Origin of the sequence: Streptomyces barkulensis (assembly GCF_002843305.1) — a bacterium.
GTDB classification, from domain to species: domain Bacteria; phylum Actinomycetota; class Actinomycetes; order Streptomycetales; family Streptomycetaceae; genus Streptomyces; species Streptomyces barkulensis.
In genome coordinates, this window is the sequence record NZ_PGSG01000104.1 from 53,571 (window position 1) to 72,815 (window position 19,245).

At 76.3% G+C, this 19,245-nt stretch carries 19 protein-coding genes; 15 read left to right on the forward strand and 4 right to left on the reverse strand.

Annotated elements, in window-relative coordinates:
- Positions 1–6: 6 nt before the first annotated feature.
- Both CUT83_RS21530 and CUT83_RS21535 read right to left on the reverse strand, forming a co-directional pair.
- A complete protein-coding gene (locus CUT83_RS21530; protein WP_101257474.1) occupies positions 7–1,041 on the reverse strand; it encodes a polysaccharide pyruvyl transferase family protein in 1,035 nt (344 codons plus the stop codon).
- 14 nt (positions 1,042–1,055) lie between these two features.
- A complete protein-coding gene (locus CUT83_RS21535) occupies positions 1,056–1,283 on the reverse strand; it encodes a DUF6480 family protein (protein ID WP_093849583.1) in 228 nt (75 codons plus the stop codon).
- Positions 1,284–1,366: 83 nt separating this feature from the next.
- Between CUT83_RS21535 and CUT83_RS21540 the strand changes: the two genes are divergently transcribed.
- The 12 genes from CUT83_RS21540 to CUT83_RS21595 all read left to right on the forward strand — a co-directional run bounded on the left by CUT83_RS21540 (position 1,367) and on the right by CUT83_RS21595 (position 14,456).
- Entirely contained in the window at positions 1,367–2,332 is a 966-nt protein-coding gene (locus CUT83_RS21540; RefSeq protein WP_420882472.1) for an NAD-dependent epimerase/dehydratase family protein, read from the forward strand.
- 253 nt (positions 2,333–2,585) lie between these two features.
- The gene (locus tag CUT83_RS21545; protein ID WP_101257476.1) at positions 2,586–4,223 is read left to right on the forward strand and encodes a carbamoyltransferase family protein; all 1,638 of its coding nucleotides are present in this window, start codon (positions 2,586–2,588) and stop codon (positions 4,221–4,223) included.
- Positions 4,220–5,293: a glycosyltransferase family 2 protein gene (locus tag CUT83_RS21550; RefSeq protein ID WP_101257477.1), complete on the forward strand. Its 1,074-nt coding sequence runs from the start codon at positions 4,220–4,222 to the stop codon at positions 5,291–5,293. The genes CUT83_RS21545 and CUT83_RS21550 overlap by 4 nt, the downstream gene beginning before the upstream one ends.
- On the forward strand, positions 5,290–5,991 hold the full coding sequence (locus CUT83_RS21555; protein ID WP_173915129.1) for a D-glycero-alpha-D-manno-heptose-1,7-bisphosphate 7-phosphatase: 702 nt from the start codon (positions 5,290–5,292) through the stop codon (positions 5,989–5,991). The genes CUT83_RS21550 and CUT83_RS21555 overlap by 4 nt, the downstream gene beginning before the upstream one ends.
- Positions 5,988–7,052: a glycosyltransferase family 9 protein gene (locus tag CUT83_RS21560; protein ID WP_101257478.1), complete on the forward strand. Its 1,065-nt coding sequence runs from the start codon at positions 5,988–5,990 to the stop codon at positions 7,050–7,052. Before CUT83_RS21555 ends, CUT83_RS21560 begins: the two co-directional genes overlap by 4 nt.
- Positions 7,049–8,014 carry a glycosyltransferase gene (locus CUT83_RS21565; RefSeq protein ID WP_101257479.1) on the forward strand — a complete coding sequence of 322 codons (966 nt, stop codon included), beginning with the start codon at positions 7,049–7,051 and terminating at the stop codon, positions 8,012–8,014. Before CUT83_RS21560 ends, CUT83_RS21565 begins: the two co-directional genes overlap by 4 nt.
- Positions 8,011–9,231 (forward strand): glycosyltransferase, encoded by a 1,221-nt coding sequence (locus tag CUT83_RS21570; protein ID WP_101257480.1) that lies wholly within the window; start codon positions 8,011–8,013, stop codon positions 9,229–9,231. Before CUT83_RS21565 ends, CUT83_RS21570 begins: the two co-directional genes overlap by 4 nt.
- Complete coding sequence (locus CUT83_RS21575; RefSeq protein WP_101257481.1) at positions 9,228–9,950, forward strand: D-sedoheptulose-7-phosphate isomerase; 723 nt, start codon at positions 9,228–9,230, stop codon at positions 9,948–9,950. The genes CUT83_RS21570 and CUT83_RS21575 overlap by 4 nt, the downstream gene beginning before the upstream one ends.
- A gap of 40 nt (positions 9,951–9,990) precedes the next feature.
- On the forward strand, positions 9,991–11,649 hold the full coding sequence (gene rfaE2, locus CUT83_RS21580) for a D-glycero-beta-D-manno-heptose 1-phosphate adenylyltransferase (RefSeq protein ID WP_241524818.1): 1,659 nt from the start codon (positions 9,991–9,993) through the stop codon (positions 11,647–11,649).
- 5 nt (positions 11,650–11,654) lie between these two features.
- Positions 11,655–12,662, forward strand: coding sequence for a glycosyltransferase family 9 protein (locus tag CUT83_RS21585; RefSeq protein WP_420882468.1), 1,008 nt, complete (start codon positions 11,655–11,657; stop codon positions 12,660–12,662).
- Positions 12,659–13,531, forward strand: a complete 873-nt coding sequence (locus CUT83_RS21590) for a glycosyltransferase family 2 protein (protein ID WP_241524819.1) — start codon at positions 12,659–12,661, stop codon at positions 13,529–13,531. Before CUT83_RS21585 ends, CUT83_RS21590 begins: the two co-directional genes overlap by 4 nt.
- Positions 13,521–14,456: a glycosyltransferase family 2 protein gene (locus tag CUT83_RS21595; RefSeq protein WP_101257595.1), complete on the forward strand. Its 936-nt coding sequence runs from the start codon at positions 13,521–13,523 to the stop codon at positions 14,454–14,456. The genes CUT83_RS21590 and CUT83_RS21595 overlap by 11 nt, the downstream gene beginning before the upstream one ends.
- Positions 14,457–14,480: 24 nt before the next feature.
- Here CUT83_RS21595 and CUT83_RS21600 read toward each other — a convergent pair whose 3' ends face one another.
- Positions 14,481–14,882 (reverse strand): ChaB family protein, encoded by a 402-nt coding sequence (locus CUT83_RS21600; RefSeq protein WP_101257596.1) that lies wholly within the window; start codon positions 14,880–14,882, stop codon positions 14,481–14,483.
- A gap of 175 nt (positions 14,883–15,057) precedes the next feature.
- Here CUT83_RS21600 and CUT83_RS21605 point away from each other — a divergent pair, with 175 nt between their 5' ends.
- On the forward strand, positions 15,058–15,489 hold the full coding sequence (locus CUT83_RS21605; RefSeq protein WP_093849592.1) for a DUF2267 domain-containing protein: 432 nt from the start codon (positions 15,058–15,060) through the stop codon (positions 15,487–15,489).
- Positions 15,490–15,656: 167 nt separating this feature from the next.
- On the opposite strand, the gene CUT83_RS21610 is transcribed toward CUT83_RS21605, so the two are convergent.
- Positions 15,657–16,007 (reverse strand): DUF8129 domain-containing protein, encoded by a 351-nt coding sequence (locus CUT83_RS21610; RefSeq protein WP_093849593.1) that lies wholly within the window; start codon positions 16,005–16,007, stop codon positions 15,657–15,659.
- Positions 16,008–16,200: 193 nt separating this feature from the next.
- On the opposite strand from CUT83_RS21610, the gene CUT83_RS21615 reads away from it, so the two are divergent.
- Both CUT83_RS21615 and CUT83_RS21620 read left to right on the forward strand, forming a co-directional pair.
- Entirely contained in the window at positions 16,201–17,016 is an 816-nt protein-coding gene (locus CUT83_RS21615; RefSeq protein ID WP_101257483.1) for an SAM-dependent methyltransferase, read from the forward strand.
- Positions 17,013–19,208: a putative bifunctional diguanylate cyclase/phosphodiesterase gene (locus CUT83_RS21620; RefSeq protein WP_277347738.1), complete on the forward strand. Its 2,196-nt coding sequence runs from the start codon at positions 17,013–17,015 to the stop codon at positions 19,206–19,208. The genes CUT83_RS21615 and CUT83_RS21620 overlap by 4 nt, the downstream gene beginning before the upstream one ends.
- The last annotated feature ends 37 nt before the right edge of the window (positions 19,209–19,245 follow it).

Here is a 19,245-nt window from a genome sequence, read left to right on the forward strand (position 1 = left end):
CGCGGGCTACCGCCGTACGCGCCCGGTGCCGGGCGCCGCGGACCCGGTTCCGGTCCCCGGCCGCAGGAGCCGCGCCAGTGCGCCGCCCTGGTCCCGGTCGGGGGCGCGGCGGAAGGCGTGCCGCCGGCGGCGGGCGGCGGCCCGGCCCCCGGTCAGGCACCACCGCCACCAGCGGTCCAGCTCCTCCCCGGTGCACCGCTCGGCCGGGACCAGGGCCGGCCAGCGGTGCACCCGCGCCTGGGCGGTCACCTTCGCGCCGCCGGCCACCGGGTCGACGGCCAGGGCCGGGACCCCGGCACGCAGGGCGAGCACCAGGCCGTGCAGCCGGTCGGTGACCACGACGTCGAGCCGGGCCAGTACGGACTGGAGCTGGGCGGGGGTGGCGCACAGCCGCCAGTCGCCGCCCGCCAGCCGGGTGTCGAGCTCCACCCGGGCGCAGTCGGTCCGCGCCAGCCATCCGGTCACCCGCTCGGCGACCTCCTCATGGCGGCGGCGCCCGCCGTACTCCCCCTGCCCCCGGGTGAGGATCACACCGGCCACCGGGGCGGCGGGCGCCTCCGGCGCGGCGGCGGCCAGATCGGCGGTGGGCCGCGCGTCCTCGGCGTCGCGCGGCAGCACATGGTGGAAGCCGCGCACGGCGGGGTCGCCGGGGTCGATGACCGACACGCCCACGGCGACGCGCACGCAGCCGGGGTACCGCTCGTGGAGCTGTGCGACCTGGGGCCCGTGCAGCGGGCCGCAGACGAAGACCACATGGGTGTACCGCGCCGGGTCCGCGTCCTCCAGATGCGGACCGTCCGGCCGGAAGCCCGGGCTCCAGGCGGTGTCGTGGGGTATGCCGGAGCGGTCCAGCACCTGCCGGACGCGCTCCAGCGCCAGCACGTCGCCGGCCGTGACCTCCCCGTGCAGGAAGGTGAACCAGCCGGTGAGCAGCGCTCTGGACGCTCCCGCCGCCCCGGCCGCTGCGCCTGCCCCGGCTGTTTCGGCTGTTCCGGTCGCTCCGGCCGCCTCGGCCGTTCCGGGTGTTTTCGGTGTCGCCATCCGGGGACTCGGGGTCACAGTGCCACCGCGTAGGCGATGAAGAACCCCGCGACGACCACGGCCAGGACCAGCAGCAGGATCAGTGGCACCGGGCCCCAGCCGCTGGGCGTGTTGGCGTTCTGGTCGGGTGCGCCCGCGGGCGTGCTGCTCTCGCCGGGCGGCGTCTCGCCCGGCGGCACCCCGCCACCGCTCTCGAGGCCGGGCGACCGCCTGGGGTCAGGATCCGGGTGCGTTTCGCTCATGGTCTCCGAGTACGCAGCAGGACGCCCCCTTACACCGGCTCCGGGGAACAAAAGCGGGGAACGACAGGAAGAGGTTGCCGATGATGGGTGAACGTGACCGGCGGCGGGCCGTGGTGACCGGCGGCGCCGGGTTCGTGGGTTCGCACCTGTGCGAACGCCTGCTGGACGACGGTCTGGCGGTGACGGCCGTGGACAACCTGCTCTCGGGGTCCGAGAGCAATCTCGCGCATCTGCTCGGCCGGGACGGCTTCGCCTTCGTACGGCGCGACGCCTGCGCGCCGGGCGCCCTGGCGGACCTGCCCGGCGGCCCCTTCGACCTGGTCTTCCACCTGGCCTGCCCCGCCTCGCCCGCGGACTACCTGCGGCTGCCGCTGGAGACCCTGGAGACGGGCAGCAGCGGCACCCGCAACGCCCTGGAGCTGGCCGCGCGCGACGGCGCGCGGATGGTGCTGGCCTCCACCTCCGAGGTCTACGGCGACCCGCGCGAGCACCCGCAGCGCGAGGACTACTGGGGGCACGTCAACCCCGTCGGCCCGCGCAGCGTCTACGACGAGGCCAAGCGGTACGCCGAGGCGCTGGTCACCGCCCACCGCGGGGCGCGCGGCACGGACACCGCGATCGTGCGGATCTTCAACTCCTACGGCCCCCGGATGCGCGCCGGGGACGGCCGCGCCGTGCCGACCTTCGTCCGGCAGGCCCTGGCGGGCGAACCGCTGACGGTGGCCGGGGACGGCGGCCAGACCCGTTCGCTGTGCTACGTCGACGACACCGTGGCGGGCATCGTCGCGCTCGCCGGGAGCGATCTGCCGGGGCCGGTCAACATCGGCGGCGAGGAGGAGACCACCGTCCTGGACATCGCCCGCCGGATCGTCAAGCTCACCGGCTCGGCCTCACCGATCACCTTCGTCGAGCGGCCCGGCGACGATCCCGCCCGGCGCTGCCCGGACACCTCCCTGGCCAGGGAGAGGCTGGGCTGGGAACCGCGCGTGGGCTGGCAGGAGGGGCTGGAGCGGACCATCGACTGGTTCGCCCGCCGGGCCGCCGCCTGATCCGCCGCCCGGACCGCCGCCCGGACCGGGGTCCGGACCCGAGCCGGGCGCGGTCCCTCCCACCCGGGCCGGACCGCGCCCGGCCCTTCCCCGCGCTCTTCCCGGGCGCGTTCCCTGTCACCCGTTGGAGTCAGTTCCCCCGTACAGAGTCGACCTTCGGCGTTTGGCATCACCGCCGACGGTAACCACGGACGCCACGGCATCCCCAGGGGCACCTGGACGCACCGGGACCGACATCACGGAGGCATCCCTCATGCGCATCCTCGGCATCAACGCCGTCTTCCACGACCCGGCGGCGGCACTGGTGGTCGACGGCCGCACCGTCGCGGCGGCGGAGGAGGAGCGGTTCAGCCGGCGCAAGCACGGCAAACGGCCGGTGCCGTTCTCCGCCTGGGAGATGCCCGAGCTGTCGGCGGCCTGGTGCCTGCGGCAGGCCGGTCTCACCCCCGCCGACCTGGACGCGGTCGCCTACTCCTTCGACCCCGCCCTGTCGGCGCCGGCCGAGTCCCTGGGCCTGAACGACCCCTGGGACCACCTGCGCCAGGAGTACGCCCGCCGCGCCCCGTCCTTCCTGGCCGAGGCGCTGCCCGGCCTGGACCCCTCCGTCGTCCGCTTCGTGCCGCACCACATGGCGCACGCCGCGTCCGCCGGGATCGCCGGGCCGCACCGCGACAGCGCGGTCCTGGTCCTCGACGGGCGCGGCGAGTGCGCCTCCCACCTGTCCGGCCGCTACCACGGCGACCGGCTGGAGGTACTGGCCACACAGAGGCTGCCGCACTCGCTCGGCCTGGTCTACGAGGAGCTGACCGAGCACCTGGGCTTCCTGCGCTCCAGCGACGAGTACAAGGTCATGGCACTGGCCTCCTACGGCAAGCCGCGCTTCCTGCCCCAGCTGCGCCAGTGGGTGCACAGCGACGGCAGGGGCGGCTTCACCGCCCACGGGGTGGAGTGGGCGGCGCTGGCCCCCGCCCGCGAGGCGGGCGCCGAGTGGAACCAGGACCACGCCGACCTGGCCGCCAGCGCCCAGGCTGTGCTGGAGGAGACGCTGCTGGACCTGGCGAGCTGGCTGCACGCCGAGGGCGGCGGCCGGGAGCTGACCCTGGCCGGCGGGGTGGCGCTGAACTGCGTGGCCAACTCCCGGCTGGCCGCCGAGGGACCCTTCGAGCGGGTGTGGGTGCAGCCCGCGGCCGGCGACGCGGGCACCGCGCTGGGCGCGGCCCTGCACCTGGCCGCCGCGCACGACGAGTCCCCGCCGCCGATGCCCGGCGCCGCCCTGGGCCGCGGCTGGTCGGACGAGGAGATCGAGGACTTCCTGAAGGAGGCGGCCGTCCCCTACGAGCGGCCCGCCGACATCGCCGAGACGGTCGCCGAGACGCTGGCCGGCGACGGGATCGTGGCCTGGTTCCAGGGCCGCGCCGAGTACGGTCCGCGCGCCCTGGGCCACCGCTCGCTGCTGGCCCACCCGGGCCGGGCGGAGAACCTGGACCGGCTCAACCGGGTGAAGGGCCGCGAGGAGTTCCGCCCGGTGGCGCCCATGGTCGCCGAGGAGCGCGCCGCGGAGATCTTCGACGGGCCGCTGCCCAGCCCGTACATGCTCTTCGTGCACGACGTGGCCAAGCAGTGGCGCGGCCGCATCCCCGCGGTGGTGCACGTGGACGGCACCGCCCGCATCCAGACGGTGAACCCCGGCGACGAGCCGCTGGTGGCGCGGATGCTGGAGGCCTTCGAGCGCCGCACCGGGCTGCCGGTGGTGGTCAACACCAGCCTCAACACCGCCGGACGCCCGATGGTGGACTCCCCGCGCGACGCGCTGGAGTGCTTCGGCTCCTCCCCCGTGGACCTGCTGGCCATCGGACCGTTCGCGGTCCGCCGCGGAAGGTTCTTCGCGTGAGCGCCCCGCACCGGGCCGCCGTCGACTACTCGGTGGTCATACCCACCGTCGGCCGCCCCTGCCTGGCCGACTGCCTGGCATCGCTGGGCGGGTCGGCCGGCCCCGAGCCGCGCGAGATCGTGATCGTGGACGACCGGCCGCAGCCCGAGCCGCTCCGCGAGGACCTGCCGCTGCACGTCCTGGGCCCGCTGCGCGAGCGCGCCACCGTGGTGCAGACCGGCGGCCGGGGCCCGGCCGGAGCCCGCAACATCGGCTGGCAGCTGGTCACCGCCCCCTGGGTGGCCTTCCTCGACGACGACGTGCGCGTCGGCGCCCGCTGGCGCGAGGCCCTGGCCCGCGACCTGGGCGAGGCCGACCCCACCGTCGCCGGGGTGCAGGGCGTGCTGGACGTGCCGCTGCCCACCGGGCGGCGCCCCACCGACTGGGAGCGCAACACCGCCGGACTGGCCCGCGCCCAGTGGGCCACGGCAGACATGGCCTACCGCACCGAGGCGCTCAAGGCGGTCGGCGGCTTCGACGAGCGCTTCCCGCGCGCCTTCCGCGAGGACGCCGACCTGGCGCTGCGGGTGCTGGACGACGGCTGGCGCATCCGGCGCGGCAACCGGCTGACCACGCACCCGGTGCGGCCGGCCGGCCGCTGGGTGTCGCTGCGCACACAGCGCGGCAACGCCGACGACGCGCTGATGCTGCGGCTGCACGGCCCCGCCTGGTGGCGGCGGGCCGCGGCCCCCCGGGGGCGCATCCGCCGCCACGCGGCGGTCACCGCCGCCGGGCTCACCGCGCTCGTCTCGGCCGCGGCGGGGCGGCGGTGGGCCGCGGCCCTGGCCGGGGCGGGATGGCTGCTGGGCACGGCCGAGTTCGCCCGCGCCCGGATCGCGCCCGGGCCCCGAACCCGCGAGGAGGTCACGACCATGCTGGTGACCAGCGCGCTCATACCGCCGCTGGCGGTGTACCACCGGCTGGCCGGGACGCTGCGCCACCGCGCCGCCACCCCCTGGGAGGCGGGCCCGGGCGGCGGGCACGACGGCGGAGAGCACGTCGGGGACCGTATCGGGGGAGGCACGGCATGACGGCGGTGCGCGCGGTGCGCGCGGTGCTCCTCGACCGGGACGGGACCCTCGTGGAGGACGTCCCCTACAACGGCGACCCGGCACTGGTGCGCCCGGTACCGGGCGCCGCCGAGGCGATGGCGCTGCTGCGCTCGCGCGGTGTGCCGGCCGCGGTGGTCACCAACCAGTCCGGCGTCGCGCGCGGTCTGATCGGCTGGGACGACATGGGCCGGGTGCACGCCCGGATCGACGAGTTGCTGGGCCCCTTCCACGCCTGGGCCGTCTGCCCGCACGGCCCGGAGGACGGCTGCGCCTGCCGCAAGCCCGCCCCCGCCCTGGTGCTGGACGCGGCCCGGCGGCTGGGCGCGGCCCCCGCCGAGTGCGTGGTGATCGGGGACATCGGCTCCGACATGGAAGCCGCGCGTGCCGCCGGCGCCCGCGGCATCCTCGTTCCCACTCCCGTGACCCTTGCGGAGGAGGTGCGGAAGGCTTCCGCGGTCGCCCCCGACCTGCTCACGGCGGTGCGCGCCGCGCTGGACGGGCCGTGGCCCGGCCCCGCCGGCGAGCGGGCCGGGGAAGGCCGCGCTCCCGTGCGGGCGTTCGCACCGGCCGCCCAGGCACCCCAGGCCTCCGGGCCCGCCCGTGCCGCGGCCCGCGCGGCCTCCCGTACGTCCGCCCGCACAGCCGCCCGTACCGCCACCGTCCGGAGGCCGTCATGAGAGCACTCGTCGCACGTCTGGACAGCTTCGGGGACGTGCTGCTGGCAGGCCCGGCGGTACGGGCCGTGGCCGCGCGCGCCGACCATGTGACGCTGCTGTGCGGTCCGCGCGGCGCGCCCGCCGGGCGGATGCTGCCGGGGGTGGACGAGGTCGTCGTCTGGGACGCCCCCTGGGTGGGCCTCGACCCGCCCCCCACCGCGCGGGACGGCGTCCAGGAGGCGGTGGAGCTGGTCGCCGGGCGGCGCTGCGACACCGCCCTGGTCCTGGCCTCGGCCCACCAGAGCCCCCTGCCGACCGCCCTGGTGCTGCGGATGGCGGGGGTGTCCCGGATCGCCGCCGACAGCGTCCACTACCCCGGCTCGCTGCTGGACGTCCGCCACCGGCGCGACGAGCACGCGCACGAGGCCGAGGCCGCGCTCGCGCTGGCCGAGGCGGCCGGCTTCCCCCTGCCCGAGGGCGACGACGGGCGGCTGCGGGTGCTGCCGCCGCCCGGGGTGGAGGAACTGGCCGGGCCGCCGGGCTATGTCGTACTGCACCCGGGCGCGAGCGTGCCCGCCCGCCGCTGGAGCCCCGAGCTGTCGGCCGAGGCCGCCCGGGCCCTGACGGAGGCCGGGCACCGGGTGGTGGTCACCGGCGTGCCCGAGGAGCGCGAGCTGACCTCGTACGTGGCCGGCCGCGCGGGGCTGGACCTGGGCGGACGCACCTCGCCCGCCGAACTGGCCGGAGTGCTGGCGGGCGCGGCGGCCGTGGTCACCGGGAACACCGGCCCGGCGCATCTGGCCGCCGCCGTGGGCGCGCCGGTGGTCTCGCTGTTCTCGCCGGTCGTCCCGGCCGAGCGCTGGGCCCCCTTCCGGGTGCCCCTGGTGCTGCTGGGCGACCAGCAGGCCCCGTGCGCCGGGACCAGGGCCCGCGTCTGCCCCGTCCCCGGGCACCCCTGTCTGGACCGCGTGACGCCCCAGGACGTGGTCACCGCCGTGGAGAAGGCCGCCGCCGAAGGCGGTCGGCAGAGCACAGACGCCGAAGGCGGTCGGCAGAGCACAGGCCGGGAGGGCGCCGCATGAGGATCCTGCTGTGGCATGTACACGGTTCCTGGACCACCGCGTTCGTCCAGGGCCCGCACACCTATCTCGTGCCCGTCACCCCCGACCGGGGCCCCGACGGACTCGGCCGCGCCGTCACCTTCGACTGGCCGGACAGCGTGGTGGAACTGCCCCCCGAGGAGCTGCGGGAGACGGACGTCGACCTGGTGGTGCTCCAGCGCCCCCACGAGCTCGGCCTGGCCGAGCAGTGGCTGGGCGGCCGGCTGCCGGGCCGCGATGTGCCGGCCGTCTACCTGGAGCACAACGCGCCGGACGGCAACGTGCCCGACACCCGTCATCCGATGGCCGGGCAGCCGGGTCTGCCGATCGTCCACGTCACGCACTTCAACCGGCTGTTCTGGGACTGCGGCCCCTCCCCCACCGCCGTCGTCGAGCACGGCATCGTCGACCCCGGGCCGCTGTACACCGGCGACCTGGAGCGGGCGGCGGTGGTGGTCAACGAGCCGCTGCGCCGCGGCCGCACCACCGGCACCGACCTGCTGCCGCGCTTCGCCGAGGCCGCGCCGCTGGACGTCTTCGGCATGCGGACGCGGGGGCTGGCCGAACGGCTCGGCGTCCCGGAGGAGCGCTGCCGCTCCCACGAACTCCCCCAGCGCGAGCTGCACCGGGCCATGGCCCGGCGGCGGGTGTACGTGCACCCGGTCCGCTGGACCTCGCTCGGCCTGTCGCTGCTGGAGGCCATGCACCTGGGCATGCCCGTGGTCGCGCTGGACACCACCGAGGCGTCCGCGGCCGTGCCCGAGGGGGCCGGGGTGCTCTCCAACCGGCTCGACGTCCTGACCGACGCCGTCCGCGGTTTCCTCGCCGACCCGGCGTACGCGCGCCACGTCGGCGAGCAGGCACGCACGGCCGCACTGGCCCGCTACGGGCTGCCGCGCTTCCTGGACGACTGGGAGCGGCTGATCAAGGAGGTGGCCCGATGAGGATCGCCATGGTGTCCGAGCACGCGAGCCCGCTCGCCGCGCTCGGCGGCCCCGACGCCGGAGGCCAGAACGTGTACGTCGCGCAGTTGTCGAAGGAGCTGGCGCGGCGCGGCCACCAGGTCACCGTCCACACCCGCCGGGACTCCCCCGAGCCGCCCGACCGGGTGCCGATGGCGCCGGGCGTGACCGTCGAGCACGTGCCGGCGGGGCCGCCCCGGCAGGTGCCCAAGGACGAACTGCTGCCGCACATGACCGCCTTCGGCGAGCATCTGGCGCGCCGCTGGGAGGCACGGCGGCCGGACGTGGCGCACGCGCACTTCTGGATGTCGGGCACGGCCGCGCTGCTCGGCGCGGAGGGCCGGGGCGTCCCGGTCGTGCAGACCTTCCACGCGCTGGGCACCGTCAAGCGGCGCCACCAGGGCGCGGACGACACCAGTCCGCCCGAGCGGACCGGGCTGGAGCGGCGGATCGGCCGCGAGTGCGCCCGTGTCCTGGCGACCTGCGCCGACGAGGTGTTCGAGCTGGCCGCGATGGGCGTGCCGCCGGAGCGGACGTCGGTGGTGCCCTGCGGTGTGGACACCCTGGAGTTCAGCCCGGGGGACCCGGCCGGGCGCGGCGCCCGGCGCGACGGCCCGCACCGGCTGCTGGCGATCGGCCGCCTGGTGCCGCGCAAGGGCTTCGACCAGGCGATCACGGCGCTGGCCGGGATCCCCGGCGCGGAGCTGCTGATCGCCGGCGGCCCCGAACCCGCGCTGCTGGAGACCGACCCCGAGGCGGTGCGGCTGCGGCGGCTGGCCGGGGAGCTGGGGGTGGCGGACCGGGTGCGGCTGCTGGGCGCGGTGCCGCACGAGCGGATGCCCGAGCTGATCCGCGGCGCCGACCTGGTGCTGTCCACGCCGCGCTACGAGCCGTTCGGCATCGTCCCGCTGGAGGCCATGGCCTGCGGGGTGCCGATCGTGGCCACCGGCGTCGGCGGCCATCTGGACTCGGTCGCCGACCGGGTCACCGGGCGGCTGGTGCCGCCGGACGACCCCGGCGCGCTCGCCCGCGCCGTCAACGAACTGACCGGCTCCCCCGAGCTGCTGCGCCGCTACGGCGAGGCCGGTCGTGAGCGCGCCCTGGCCCGCTTCTCCTGGGAGCGGGTGGCCGAAGGCGCCGAGCAGGTGTACGCCCAGGTGGTCGCGCGCCACCGCGTTCCGACGGGGGCGATTCGATGACGACACCCAGGACCACCACGAAGAACGGCTCCAAGTCCGCCGCCGGGAACGGCGCGAAGGTACGCCGCGTCCGGGCGGCACCGGCACCGGCACCGGCTCCGGCCCCCGCCCCGGCGACGGGGCCGGTCGCCGGCCACTGCGACGAGCTGCTGGACGCGCTGGCGCCCTTCCGCGATCAGGCCGGCACCGCCCAGAGCTGGGGTGAGCGCCTGGCGCGGGTGCTGGCGGGCGGCGGGCGGCTGCTCGCGGCCGGGAACGGCGGCAGCGCCGCCCAGGCCCAGCATCTGACGGCCGAGCTGGTGGGCCGCTACCGCGACGACCGCCCGCCCTTCTCCGCCATCGCCCTGCACGCCGACACCTCCTCCACCACCGCGATCGCCAACGACTACGGCGTGGACGAGGTGTTCGCCCGGCAGGTGCGCGCGCACGGGCGCGAGGGCGATGTGCTGATGCTGCTGTCGACCAGCGGCGCCAGCGCCAACCTGCTGTCGGCCGCCGAGGCCGGGCGCGGGGCGGGGATGTCGGTGTGGGCGCTGACCGGGCCCGCGCCCAATCCGCTGGCCGCGGGCAGCGACGAGTCGCTGTGCGTACGGGCGGGCTCCACCGCGACGGTGCAGGAACTCCACCTGGTGACGGTGCACATGGTGTGCGCCGCGTTCGACGCCGCCCTGGAGGGCGTCCCGGAAGAGGGGAGCGCGGACGATGCCGCCGACGCCTGATCCCACGCCCGATCCCACGCCCGATCCGATGTCCGATCCGATGTCCGATCCGATGTCCGGCCCGCTGCCCGGTTCGCTGTACGGCCCGGCGCCCGGTGCCTTCGACGCGCCGGGCGGCGCCGCCGCACCGCTGGTCGTGGTCGGCGACGCCCTGCTCGACCGCGATCTGGTCGGCCGCGCGGACCGTCTGGCCCCGGACGCGCCGGTACCGGTCCTGGAGGACTGCGAGGAGCGGCTGCGTCCGGGCGGCGCCGCCCTGGCCGCCTATGTGGCGGCGCTCGGCGGCCGCCCGGTCACCCTGGTGACCGCGCTGGGGGAGGATCCGGCGAGCGCGCGGCTGCGCGAACTGCTGGCTCCCTGGGTGTCGGTGGCCGCCCTGCCCCTGGACGGCGCCCTGTCGGAGAAGACCAGGGTGCTGGCCGGTGGCCGCCCGGTGGTCCGGATGGACCGGGGCGACGGCCGGGCCCTCTTCGGCGGGGGTCCCGGCGGGGGCGGGACCGTGCCCGGGGAGGTCCGCGAGGCGATCGCCTCGGCCCCGGCCCTGCTGGTCTCCGACTACGGCCGGGGCACCGCTGACGCCGTACGCGGGCTGCTGGCGGAGCGGGCCGCCCGGGTGCCCCTGGTGTGGGATCCGCATCCGCGCGGCCGCGAGCCGGTCCCGGGCGCCCGTCTGGTGACCCCGACGGCGGCGGAGGCCCGGCTGTTCGCCGGGCGGCTGGAGGGCGGTCCCGGCGTCCCCGGCGGGTCGTCCGGCCCGGCGGCCGGCGCGGATCCGGCGAGGGCCCCCGGGGTCTCCAAGCCCCCGAAGCCCCCGAAGACAGCGCGGCCGGCGCGGGCGGCGGGGGCGGCGCGGGCGGCGGGGCCGTCCGGCGAGCCGGAGAGCCTGCACACGGCGGCCCGCCACGCCCGGGCGCTGGCCGAGGCCTGGGGCGCGGCCTCGGTGGCCATCACCCTGGGCGACCGCGGCGCGCTGCTGTCCTACGGCGACCACCCTCTGCTGGTGCCCGCGCCCGCGCGGCACAGCGGCGACTCCTGCGGCGCCGGCGACCAGTTCGCGGCCGCCGCGGCCGGGCTGCTGGCCGACGGCGCGCTGCCGGAGACCGCCGTACGCGGCGCGGTGGCGGCCGCCACCGGCTATGTGGCGGCCGGGGGCGCGGCGGCGCTGGCCTTCCCCGACCGGGCCGCGCCCCGGCCCCCCTCGGCCGCCCGCGGCGAGGACGCGGAGCACCTGGTGGCCCGGGTCCGGGCGGCGGGCGGCACGGTGGTGGCCACCGGCGGCTGCTTCGACCTGCTGCACGCGGGCCATGTCGGGCTGCTCCAGGCGGCCCGCCGCACCGGCGACTGCCTGGTGGTCTGCCTGAACTCGGACGCCTCGGTGCGCCGCCGCAAGGGACCGGGCCGGCCCATCAACCCGCTGGCCGACCGCGTCCGGGTGCTGCGCGCCCTGGAGTGCGTGGACGCGGTGGCGGTCTTCGACGAGGACACCCCCGAGGAACTGCTGGAGCGGCTGCGCCCGGACGTGTGGGTCAAGGGCGGCGACTACGCGCTGGCCGAGCTGCCCGAGGCCGCGCTGGTGGAGGGCTGGGGCGGGCAGGCGGTGCTGCTGCCGTACCTCGACGGCCGCTCCAGCAGCCGTATCGCCGAGCGTGCGGCGGTGTCCGTGTCCCGGAGCTCCGTGTCCCGGAACGGGGCGCGGTGAACGCGGTGAACGGTCCGGAACGGGAGGCCGCGGGCGCCCGGCCGGCGATCCCCGTGAACGGTTCCGCGGGCGCCCCCCACCGGCCCCGGCTGCTGGTGCTGCGCGCGCTGGGCCTGGGCGACCTGCTGGCCGGGGTGCCCGCGCTGCGGGCGCTGCGCCGGGCGTTCCCCGGCCATGAGACCGTACTCGCCACGCCGGCGGAGCTGGCCCCCCTCGTCCGCGCGAGCGGCGCGGTGGACACCTTGCTGCCCGCCTCCGCGCCGGGCCGCGCCGTACCCGAGATCACCGGGTGGCACGGGCCGCCGCCGCAGGTGGCCGTCGATCTGCACGGCAAAGGGCCGCAGAGCATGCGGGCGCTGGCGGCGCTGAGCCCCGGCCGTCTGCTGGCCTTCGCCGCCGACGACGGCCCGCGGTGGTACGCCGGGGAGCACGAACGCGACCGCTGGTGCCGCCTGCTGGCCTGGTACGGCATCCCGGCCGACCCCGCCGACCTCCGTCTGCCGCCGCCCGCCGCGGCCTGCCCCGCCCCGGGCGCGGTGCTGCTCCACCCCGGCGCGGGCTCCTTGGCCCGCCGCTGGCCCGTCGAGCGGTACGCGGCCGTGGCCGCCGGACTGCGGAGGGCCGGGCACCGGGTGGTGGTCACCGGCGGCGCCCACGAGTACGACCTGCTGGCGCGGCTGGCCAAGTCGGCCGGCCTGCCCGACGCCGACGTCCACGGCGAGCCGCCGCTGGAGCGGCTGTCGGCGCTGGTCGCGGGCGCCTCGGCCGTGGTGAGCGGCGACACCGGTGTGGCCCATCTGGCGGTGGCCCACGGGACTCCGTCGGTGACCCTGTTCGGGCCGGTGCCGCCCGCGCTGTGGGGCCCGCCGCCGCTGGAGCGCCACCGGGTGCTGTGGCACCCGGGCCCGCCCGGCGACCCCCACGGCCACCGCCCCGATCCCCTGCTGCTGCGCATCCGGCCGGAGGAGGTTCTGGAGGCGCTGTCCCTGCTGCCGGAGGTGCGTACCGGTTGAACGGCTCGCCGACAGGCGTGGTCATCGCCACCCGCGACCGCGCCGACAGCCTGGCGCGCACACTGCGCGCGCTGACCTCGCTGCCCGAGCACCCGCCGGTGCTGGTGGTCGACAACGCCTCGACCGACCACACCCGCACCATGGTCGCGTCCCTCTTCCCCCAGGTGGCGCTGTTGCCGTTGCCCGAGAACAGGGGGGCGGTCGCCCGCAACCTGGGCGTGGCGGCGATTCAGACCCCGTACGTGGCCTTCAGCGACGACGACTCCTGGTGGGAGCCCGGAGCGCTGGCCGGGGCCGCCGAACTGCTCGACGCCCATCCGCGGCTGGGGCTGATCGCCGCCCGTACCCTGGTGGGCCCCGGGGAGGACCCCGACCCCCTGAACGACCTGCTGGCCGGCTCCCCGCTGGGCGCGGCCCGGGATCTGCCGGGCCCGCAGGTGCTGGGTTTCCTGGGGTGCGCCTCGGTGGTGCGGCGGTCGGCGTTCCTGGACGCCGGGGGTTTCCACCCGCTGCTGTTCTTCGGCGCCGAGGAGACCCTGCTCGCCTACGATCTGGCCGCCCGGGGGTGGGGGGTCGCGCACTGCCCCGAGGTCGTCGCCCACCACCATCCGGACCCCTCGCCGCGCTCCGGGCGCGGCTCCCGGGTGCTGCGCAACGAACTGCTCACCACCTGGCTGCGCCGGCCGCTGCCGCTGGCCGCGCGCCGCACCGGTGCGCTGGCCGCGCGGGCCCGCCGCGATCCGGAGGCCCGCCGCGCCCTGCTCGGCGCGCTGGCCCGGCTGCCGTCGGCGGTGCGCGCCCGCAGGCCCCTGCCGCCGTACACCGAGGAAGCCGTACGCCGTGTGGAAGGACAGCTCCGTGGCCCCTGAGCACTCCGAAACCGCCGAAGCCGGCGGGGAGACCGGCTCCCGGGTCTCGGTCGTGGTGATCACCCACAACCGCCGCGAGGAACTGCTGCGCACCCTGGGACGGCTGGCCGAACTGCCCGAGCGCCCGCCGGTGTTCGTCGTCGACAACGCCTCGCAGGACGGCACCGCCGAGACCGTCGCGCGCGTCCATCCGTGGGTGCGGCTGCTGCGGGCGGAGCGGAATCTGGGGGCGGTGGGGCGCAATGTGGCGGTGGAGCGCGTGACCACGCCGTACGTGGCCTTCTGCGACGACGACTCCTGGTGGGAGCCCGGAGCGCTGGCCGGGGCCGCCGAGCTGCTCGACGCCCGCCCCCGCCTGGCGGCGGTCACCGCGCGCATCGTGGTGGAGCCCGGCGGGGCCGAGGACCCGATCGTCGCCGAACTGCGCGACTCGCCCGTCCCCGGCCCCGGGTGGCTGCCCGGTCCGGCCCTGGGCTCGTTCCTGGCCGCGGCCACGGTGCTGCGTACCGACGCCTTCCGGGAGGCGGGTGGTTTCTCGCCCCGGCTGTGGCTGGGCGGCGAGGAGGAACTGCTGGCCACCGATCTGATGGTGCGCGGCTGGTGGCTCGCCTACGCCGGGGAGCTGACGGTCCACCACGCGCCCTCGGCGGCGCGGGACGCCACCGCGCGCCGGGAGGACGGGCTGCGCAACACGCTGTGGTTCGGCTGGCTGCGCCGCCCGCTGCCCGCGGCGCTGCGCCGCACCTGGCGTCTGGCGCGCACGGTGCCGCGCGACGCGGTGTCGGCGCGGGCCTTCGGCCGGGCACTGGCCGGGCTGCCGTGGGTGCTGCGCGAGCGCCGGGCGGTGCCGCGGGAGGTCGAGGAGCGGCTGCGGCTGCTGGAGGAGGAGCAGCGCCGCTCCGCCGCCCGCCGCTACGTCGGCTGAGACGGGCGGCCTCGCTGCGGCGCGCTAGGAGCGTGCCTCGCGGGTCTTCGAGCGGTTGGCCTTGCGGATGGCCCGTAGCAGCTCGTCCTTGTTCATCCGGGAGCGTCCGCCTATGTCCAGTCGCTGCGCGACGGAGTACAGGTGCTCCTTGCTGGCGTTCTCGTCGACGCCCTCGCCGCTGCGTCCGCCCCTGCCGCGCGGGCGGGCGGCCCGCTCGTCGGAGGGCCCCTTGCGGCCGCCCTCCTTGCGCTCCCAGTGGTCGCCCACCTTCTCGAACTTGTGCTTCAGGGCGCTGTAGGCGGTCTGGTGCGCGCGCCGGCCCTCTCCGTACTCCTCCACGGCGGAGTCGTGGGCCTTGATCCAGGTGCGCTGTGCCTCCTGGGGGGAGCGCTCCAGGGTCGACGGAAGCTCCTTCCGTGCGGGCACGTTCCTCACCTCCGATCGGTCGGGTCCGTTACGGGTTCCCGGCCGACGGTCACGGAAACGGCAGGTGTCGATGCGCACCGGCAGGGTCACCCGCATCCGAGGGGCCCCGGCCGGCCCCCTTGCGAGATCCCGACCGGACGCACCGGACGCCCGGACGCAGAGAGGAGTGCCGACCATGCGGTACGAGGAGCTCACCGGCCAGGTGCAGGCGCACGCGGACCTGCCGGACCGGCAGACGGCCGAGCGGGCCCTGCGGGCCACGCTGGAGACGCTGGCGGAGCGGATACCGGACGGCGTGGCCGATCATCTGGCCGCCCAGCTGCCCGGCGAGGCGGCGGAGTCGCTGCGCCGGGTGGTGGCCGGGCACGAGACCTCGCCGCAGCGGCGGGCCGACGCCCGCACCCACGGCGAGCCGTTCGACCTGATCACCTTCGCCGGGCGGGTGGCCTGGCGGTCCCGCGCGACGGAGGACACCGCGGTGCGGGAGGCCACGGCGGTGCTGGAGGTGCTGGACGCGGCGGTCTCGCCCGAGCTGATGCTCAAGGTGGGCCACGTTCTGCCGCCGGACATCCGCGAACTGCTGCCGTCCACCCGCGCCGGGGAGTGACGGCCCCTGTCCGTGTCCGGCCGCCCTCCGGAGGGCGGCCGGACACGGACAGGACGGGCCCGGACGGCACTGGCACTGGCACTGGCACTGGCACCGACAGCACGGGCACGGACAGGGCCCCCGGGAGCGGGGACATGCTCCCGGGGGCCCCGCCTGCGCGGCGGCCTCTACCGGAAGCGGTTGCCCACCGGCTTGGCGCGCTGGTCGGGGGTGCCGTGCGGGGGCGGGTTGTAGGGCTCCGGCGAGGTCGCCGGGCTGACGGGGGATCCGCCGGGCTCGCCCTGCGGCCCCGAGGGCGGCTCGGCGCCGCCCGGGGAGCGCGGGCTGCCCTCCTCCAGCTGGTGCGCACGGGCCGTCAGCAGCGCGATCACATGGGTTCGGCCGGCGTGTTCGCGCTCGTAGTGGAGCAGCCGCTCCAGGTCGTCGTGCGACAGGGCCCGGATCCGGTGCTCCAGCTCGCCCGCGGAGAGGTGATCGTAGTCGGGGAACGGGAGTTCGTCGTGATCGGTGGTACTCATCCATCCCGGGTGTCCGGGCCGGGGGTCTCGAAAACCCGGCGGCCGCCACGATTATCCCGACGGAGGAACCGGGGCAAGCTATACGTAGCGACCCGGTGCCGGAACGTCGGCGTTCCGGATCCGTGTACCTGTCAGCCTGGGATCAGTAGCCTCAGGAGTCCCTGTCATATTCACCGACCGGTTGGAGAGTTTGATGGAGCGTCCCGCCTGGGCTCCACAGGACATAGACCTGTCCGTGCCGAGCGTTTCCCGCATCTACGACTACTACCTGGGCGGGTCGCACAACTTCGAGGCCGACCGGGAAGCCGCCCGGCGGGCCATCGAGGTGTTCCCGGGGCTGCCGAAGATCATGCAGGCCAACCGCGCGTTCATGCGCCGGGCCGTCCACTTCGCCGCGCGGCAGGGCGTCACCCAGTTCCTCGACATCGGCTCGGGCATCCCGACCTTCGGCAACGTCCACGGGGTCGCGCAGGCCGCCACGCCCGAGGCGAGGGTGGTCTACGTCGACAACGACCCCGTCGCCGTCGCCCACAGCCGGGCCGTGCTGGAGGGCCGGGAGGAGCGCACCGGCGTCGTCGCCGCCGACTTCCGCAAGCCCGAGGACATCCTCGGCAGCCCGGAGGTCGGACGCCTGCTCGACCTGGAGCGCCCGGTGGCCCTGCTGCTGGTGGCGCTGCTGCACTTCCTGGAGGACGGCGACGACCCGTGGGCGAAGGTCGCCGAACTGCGCGACGCGCTCGCCCCCGGCAGCCTGCTGGTCCTCACCCACGCCTCGGTCGAGGGCGGCCCACGCAGGCCCGAGCAGGGGGACCAGGTGGAGGGCGTCTACCGCAACATCGGCTCACCGCTGATCATGCGCTCACGCTCCGAGGTGGAACGCTTCTTCGACGGCTTCGAGATGGTCGAGCCCGGTCTGGTGTCCATGCCGAACTGGCGCCCGGACGGACCGGTGGACCAGGAGGACCCCGTGATCTTCACCGGCTTCGGTGGAGTGGGACGCAAGGCGTGAGCCCCACTCCACAGGGGCCCGCCGCCTCCGGCCGCCCCCTCGCGCCGGAGGCCTCCGGCGACCCTCACGACGGATACCGCCGCTTCGCCCGGATCTGGAGCCGCGCGGTCTACCCCGCCACGGCCACCTCGATGACCCGCACCGAGTTCGAGGACTACCTCCTCCCCCTGGCGCGGACCCTCGGCGAGGCGCTGCACGCCCGCCCCTTCGACCCCTCGCCGGGGCGCGAGGTGGGGACGGCCCTCGTCGAGGCGCACTGCACCTCGCCCGATGCCCTGCCGCAGGTGCTCGGCGTGGTGGACGCCTACCTGCTGCTGTACTGCAGCGACCCGGCGGTGCTGCCGACCGAGGACGGGCGGGCCCGCTGCGCCCGTCTCCAGCACGCCGTCTCGGCCGGGTTCGCCCGCGCGCTGCAGGAGCGCACCCGCTTCGAGCAGGAGACGCTGGCCCGGTCCGCGCTCGCGGCGCGGGAGAGCGCCGAGAAGGCCCTCCACGAGAGCGAGACCCGCTTCCGGGCGGTCTTCGAGGGCGCCACGGTCGGCATCGGGATCGCCGACATGGACGGGACCATCCTCGACATCAACAGCGCGCTGGCGAAGATGTTCGGCGGCTCGGAGCAGCATGTGCGCAGCCGCCGCGTCTCCGACTGGGTCCACCCCGACGACGCCCCGGGCGTCTGGCGGGTCCACGAGGAGCTGGTGCGCGGCGAGCGCGACCACTACCGCGTGGAGAAGCCGTACACACGCAGCGACGGCACCGTGCTGTGGACCAACCTGACCGTCTCGCTGCTGCGCGGCCCCGACGGCGAGCCGCGCTACATGCTGGCGCTGATGGAGGACATTACCGAGCGGCGCCTGCTGAACCTGCGGCTGCGCTACGAGGCCACCCACGACGCGCTGACCGACCTGCCCAACCGCACCCTGTTCTTCGAGCGGCTGGAGCACGTCCTGTCCCCCGGCTCCGGCACCGCCCGGATCGGCCTGTGCTACCTGGACCTGGACGGCTTCAAGACGGTCAACGACAGCCTGGGCCACGCGGTCGGCGACCAGCTGCTGGTGAACGTGGCCGAGCGGCTGCAGAGCTGTGTGGCCTCGCCGCGCCACATGGTCGCGCGGATCGGCGGCGACGAGTTCGTGGCCCTGGTCAGCGACCCCTCCTCGCGCTCGGAGGTGACCGACCTGGCCCGGCGGGCACTGGACGCGCTGTCCTGCCCGATCCCGCTGGCCGGCCGGGAGCTGCCGGTGCGCGCCAGCATCGGCGTGGTGGAGGGCCCGGTCGGGGAGCTGACCCCGGCGGAGGTGCTGCGCAGCGCCGACATCACCATGTACCGGGCCAAGGCCAGGGGCGGCAACCGCTACGAGCTGGCCGACCCCGACTGCGACGCCCGCACCATCAGCCGCCACATGCTGACCACCCATCTGCCCGCGGCGCTGGAGGGCGAGGAGTTCTTCATCGAGTACCAGCCGCTGGTGCGGATGGAGGACGGCAGCGTGGAGGGCGCCGAGGCCCTGGTGCGCTGGGCGCATCCGCTCCACGGGGTGCTGGGCCCGGACCGCTTCATCCCGCTGGCCGAGCACACCGGACTGATCGTGCCGCTGGGCCGCTGGGTGCTGGAGCAGGCGGTGCGGCAGGCGTGCGAGTGGCAGGTGCGCGGCATCGGCGGCACCCGGCCGCTGCGGGTGAACGTCAACCTCTCGCCGCGGCAGCTGCACCACCCGGAGCTGGTCTCCGAGACCGTGGCGGTGCTGGAGGACGCCGGGCTGGACCCGGCCTCGCTCTGCCTGGAGGTCACCGAGAGCGCCCTGATCCGCGCCGACGACGCGGAGCTGAAGCCTTTACGCCGGCTCGCCGACCTGGGGGTGCGGATCGCCCTGGACGATTTCGGCACCGGCTACTCGAACCTGGCCAGTCTGCGCAGGCTGCCCGCGACCACCCTGAAGCTGGACCGCTCCTTCACCCGGGGCCTGCAGCAGGACCCGGCCGACCCGGTCGACCTCAAGGTCGTGGAGGGGATCGTCTCGCTGGCGCACGCCCTGGAGCTGGCCGTGACCGTCGAGGGCGTGGAGACCGCGGCCCAGGCCGACCAGTTGCGGAAGCTGGGCTGCGACTCCGCCCAGGGCTGGTACTACGCCCGTCCCGGCCCGCCCGAGCGCCTGTCGTCGCGGGCGCTGCCGCTGGCCGCCGGACAGTGACGGACGGGCCGGGCGCACGGCACCGCGCCCGGCCCGG

Bases quoted from the DNA above. Each gene is read 5' to 3' on its own strand.
- CUT83_RS21570 (WP_101257480.1), top strand. From the start codon at position 8,011: ATGAGGATCGCCATGGTGTCCGAGCACGCGAGCCCGCTCGCCGCGCTC.
- CUT83_RS21560 (WP_101257478.1), top strand. From the start codon at position 5,988: ATGAGAGCACTCGTCGCACGTCTGGACAGCTTCGGGGACGTGCTGCTG.
- CUT83_RS21575 (WP_101257481.1), top strand. From the start codon at position 9,228: ATGACGACACCCAGGACCACCACGAAGAACGGCTCCAAGTCCGCCGCC.
- CUT83_RS21530 (WP_101257474.1), bottom strand. From the start codon at position 1,041: ATGGCGACACCGAAAACACCCGGAACGGCCGAGGCGGCCGGAGCGACC.
- CUT83_RS21545 (WP_101257476.1), top strand. From the start codon at position 2,586: ATGCGCATCCTCGGCATCAACGCCGTCTTCCACGACCCGGCGGCGGCA.
- CUT83_RS21535 (WP_093849583.1), bottom strand. From the start codon at position 1,283: ATGAGCGAAACGCACCCGGATCCTGACCCCAGGCGGTCGCCCGGCCTC.
- rfaE2 (WP_241524818.1), top strand. From the start codon at position 9,991: ATGTCCGATCCGATGTCCGGCCCGCTGCCCGGTTCGCTGTACGGCCCG.
- CUT83_RS21615 (WP_101257483.1), top strand. From the start codon at position 16,201: ATGGAGCGTCCCGCCTGGGCTCCACAGGACATAGACCTGTCCGTGCCG.
- CUT83_RS21540 (WP_420882472.1), top strand. From the start codon at position 1,367: ATGGGTGAACGTGACCGGCGGCGGGCCGTGGTGACCGGCGGCGCCGGG.
- CUT83_RS21610 (WP_093849593.1), bottom strand. From the start codon at position 16,007: ATGAGTACCACCGATCACGACGAACTCCCGTTCCCCGACTACGATCAC.
- CUT83_RS21605 (WP_093849592.1), top strand. From the start codon at position 15,058: ATGCGGTACGAGGAGCTCACCGGCCAGGTGCAGGCGCACGCGGACCTG.
- CUT83_RS21555 (WP_173915129.1), top strand. From the start codon at position 5,290: ATGACGGCGGTGCGCGCGGTGCGCGCGGTGCTCCTCGACCGGGACGGG.
- CUT83_RS21565 (WP_101257479.1), top strand. From the start codon at position 7,049: ATGAGGATCCTGCTGTGGCATGTACACGGTTCCTGGACCACCGCGTTC.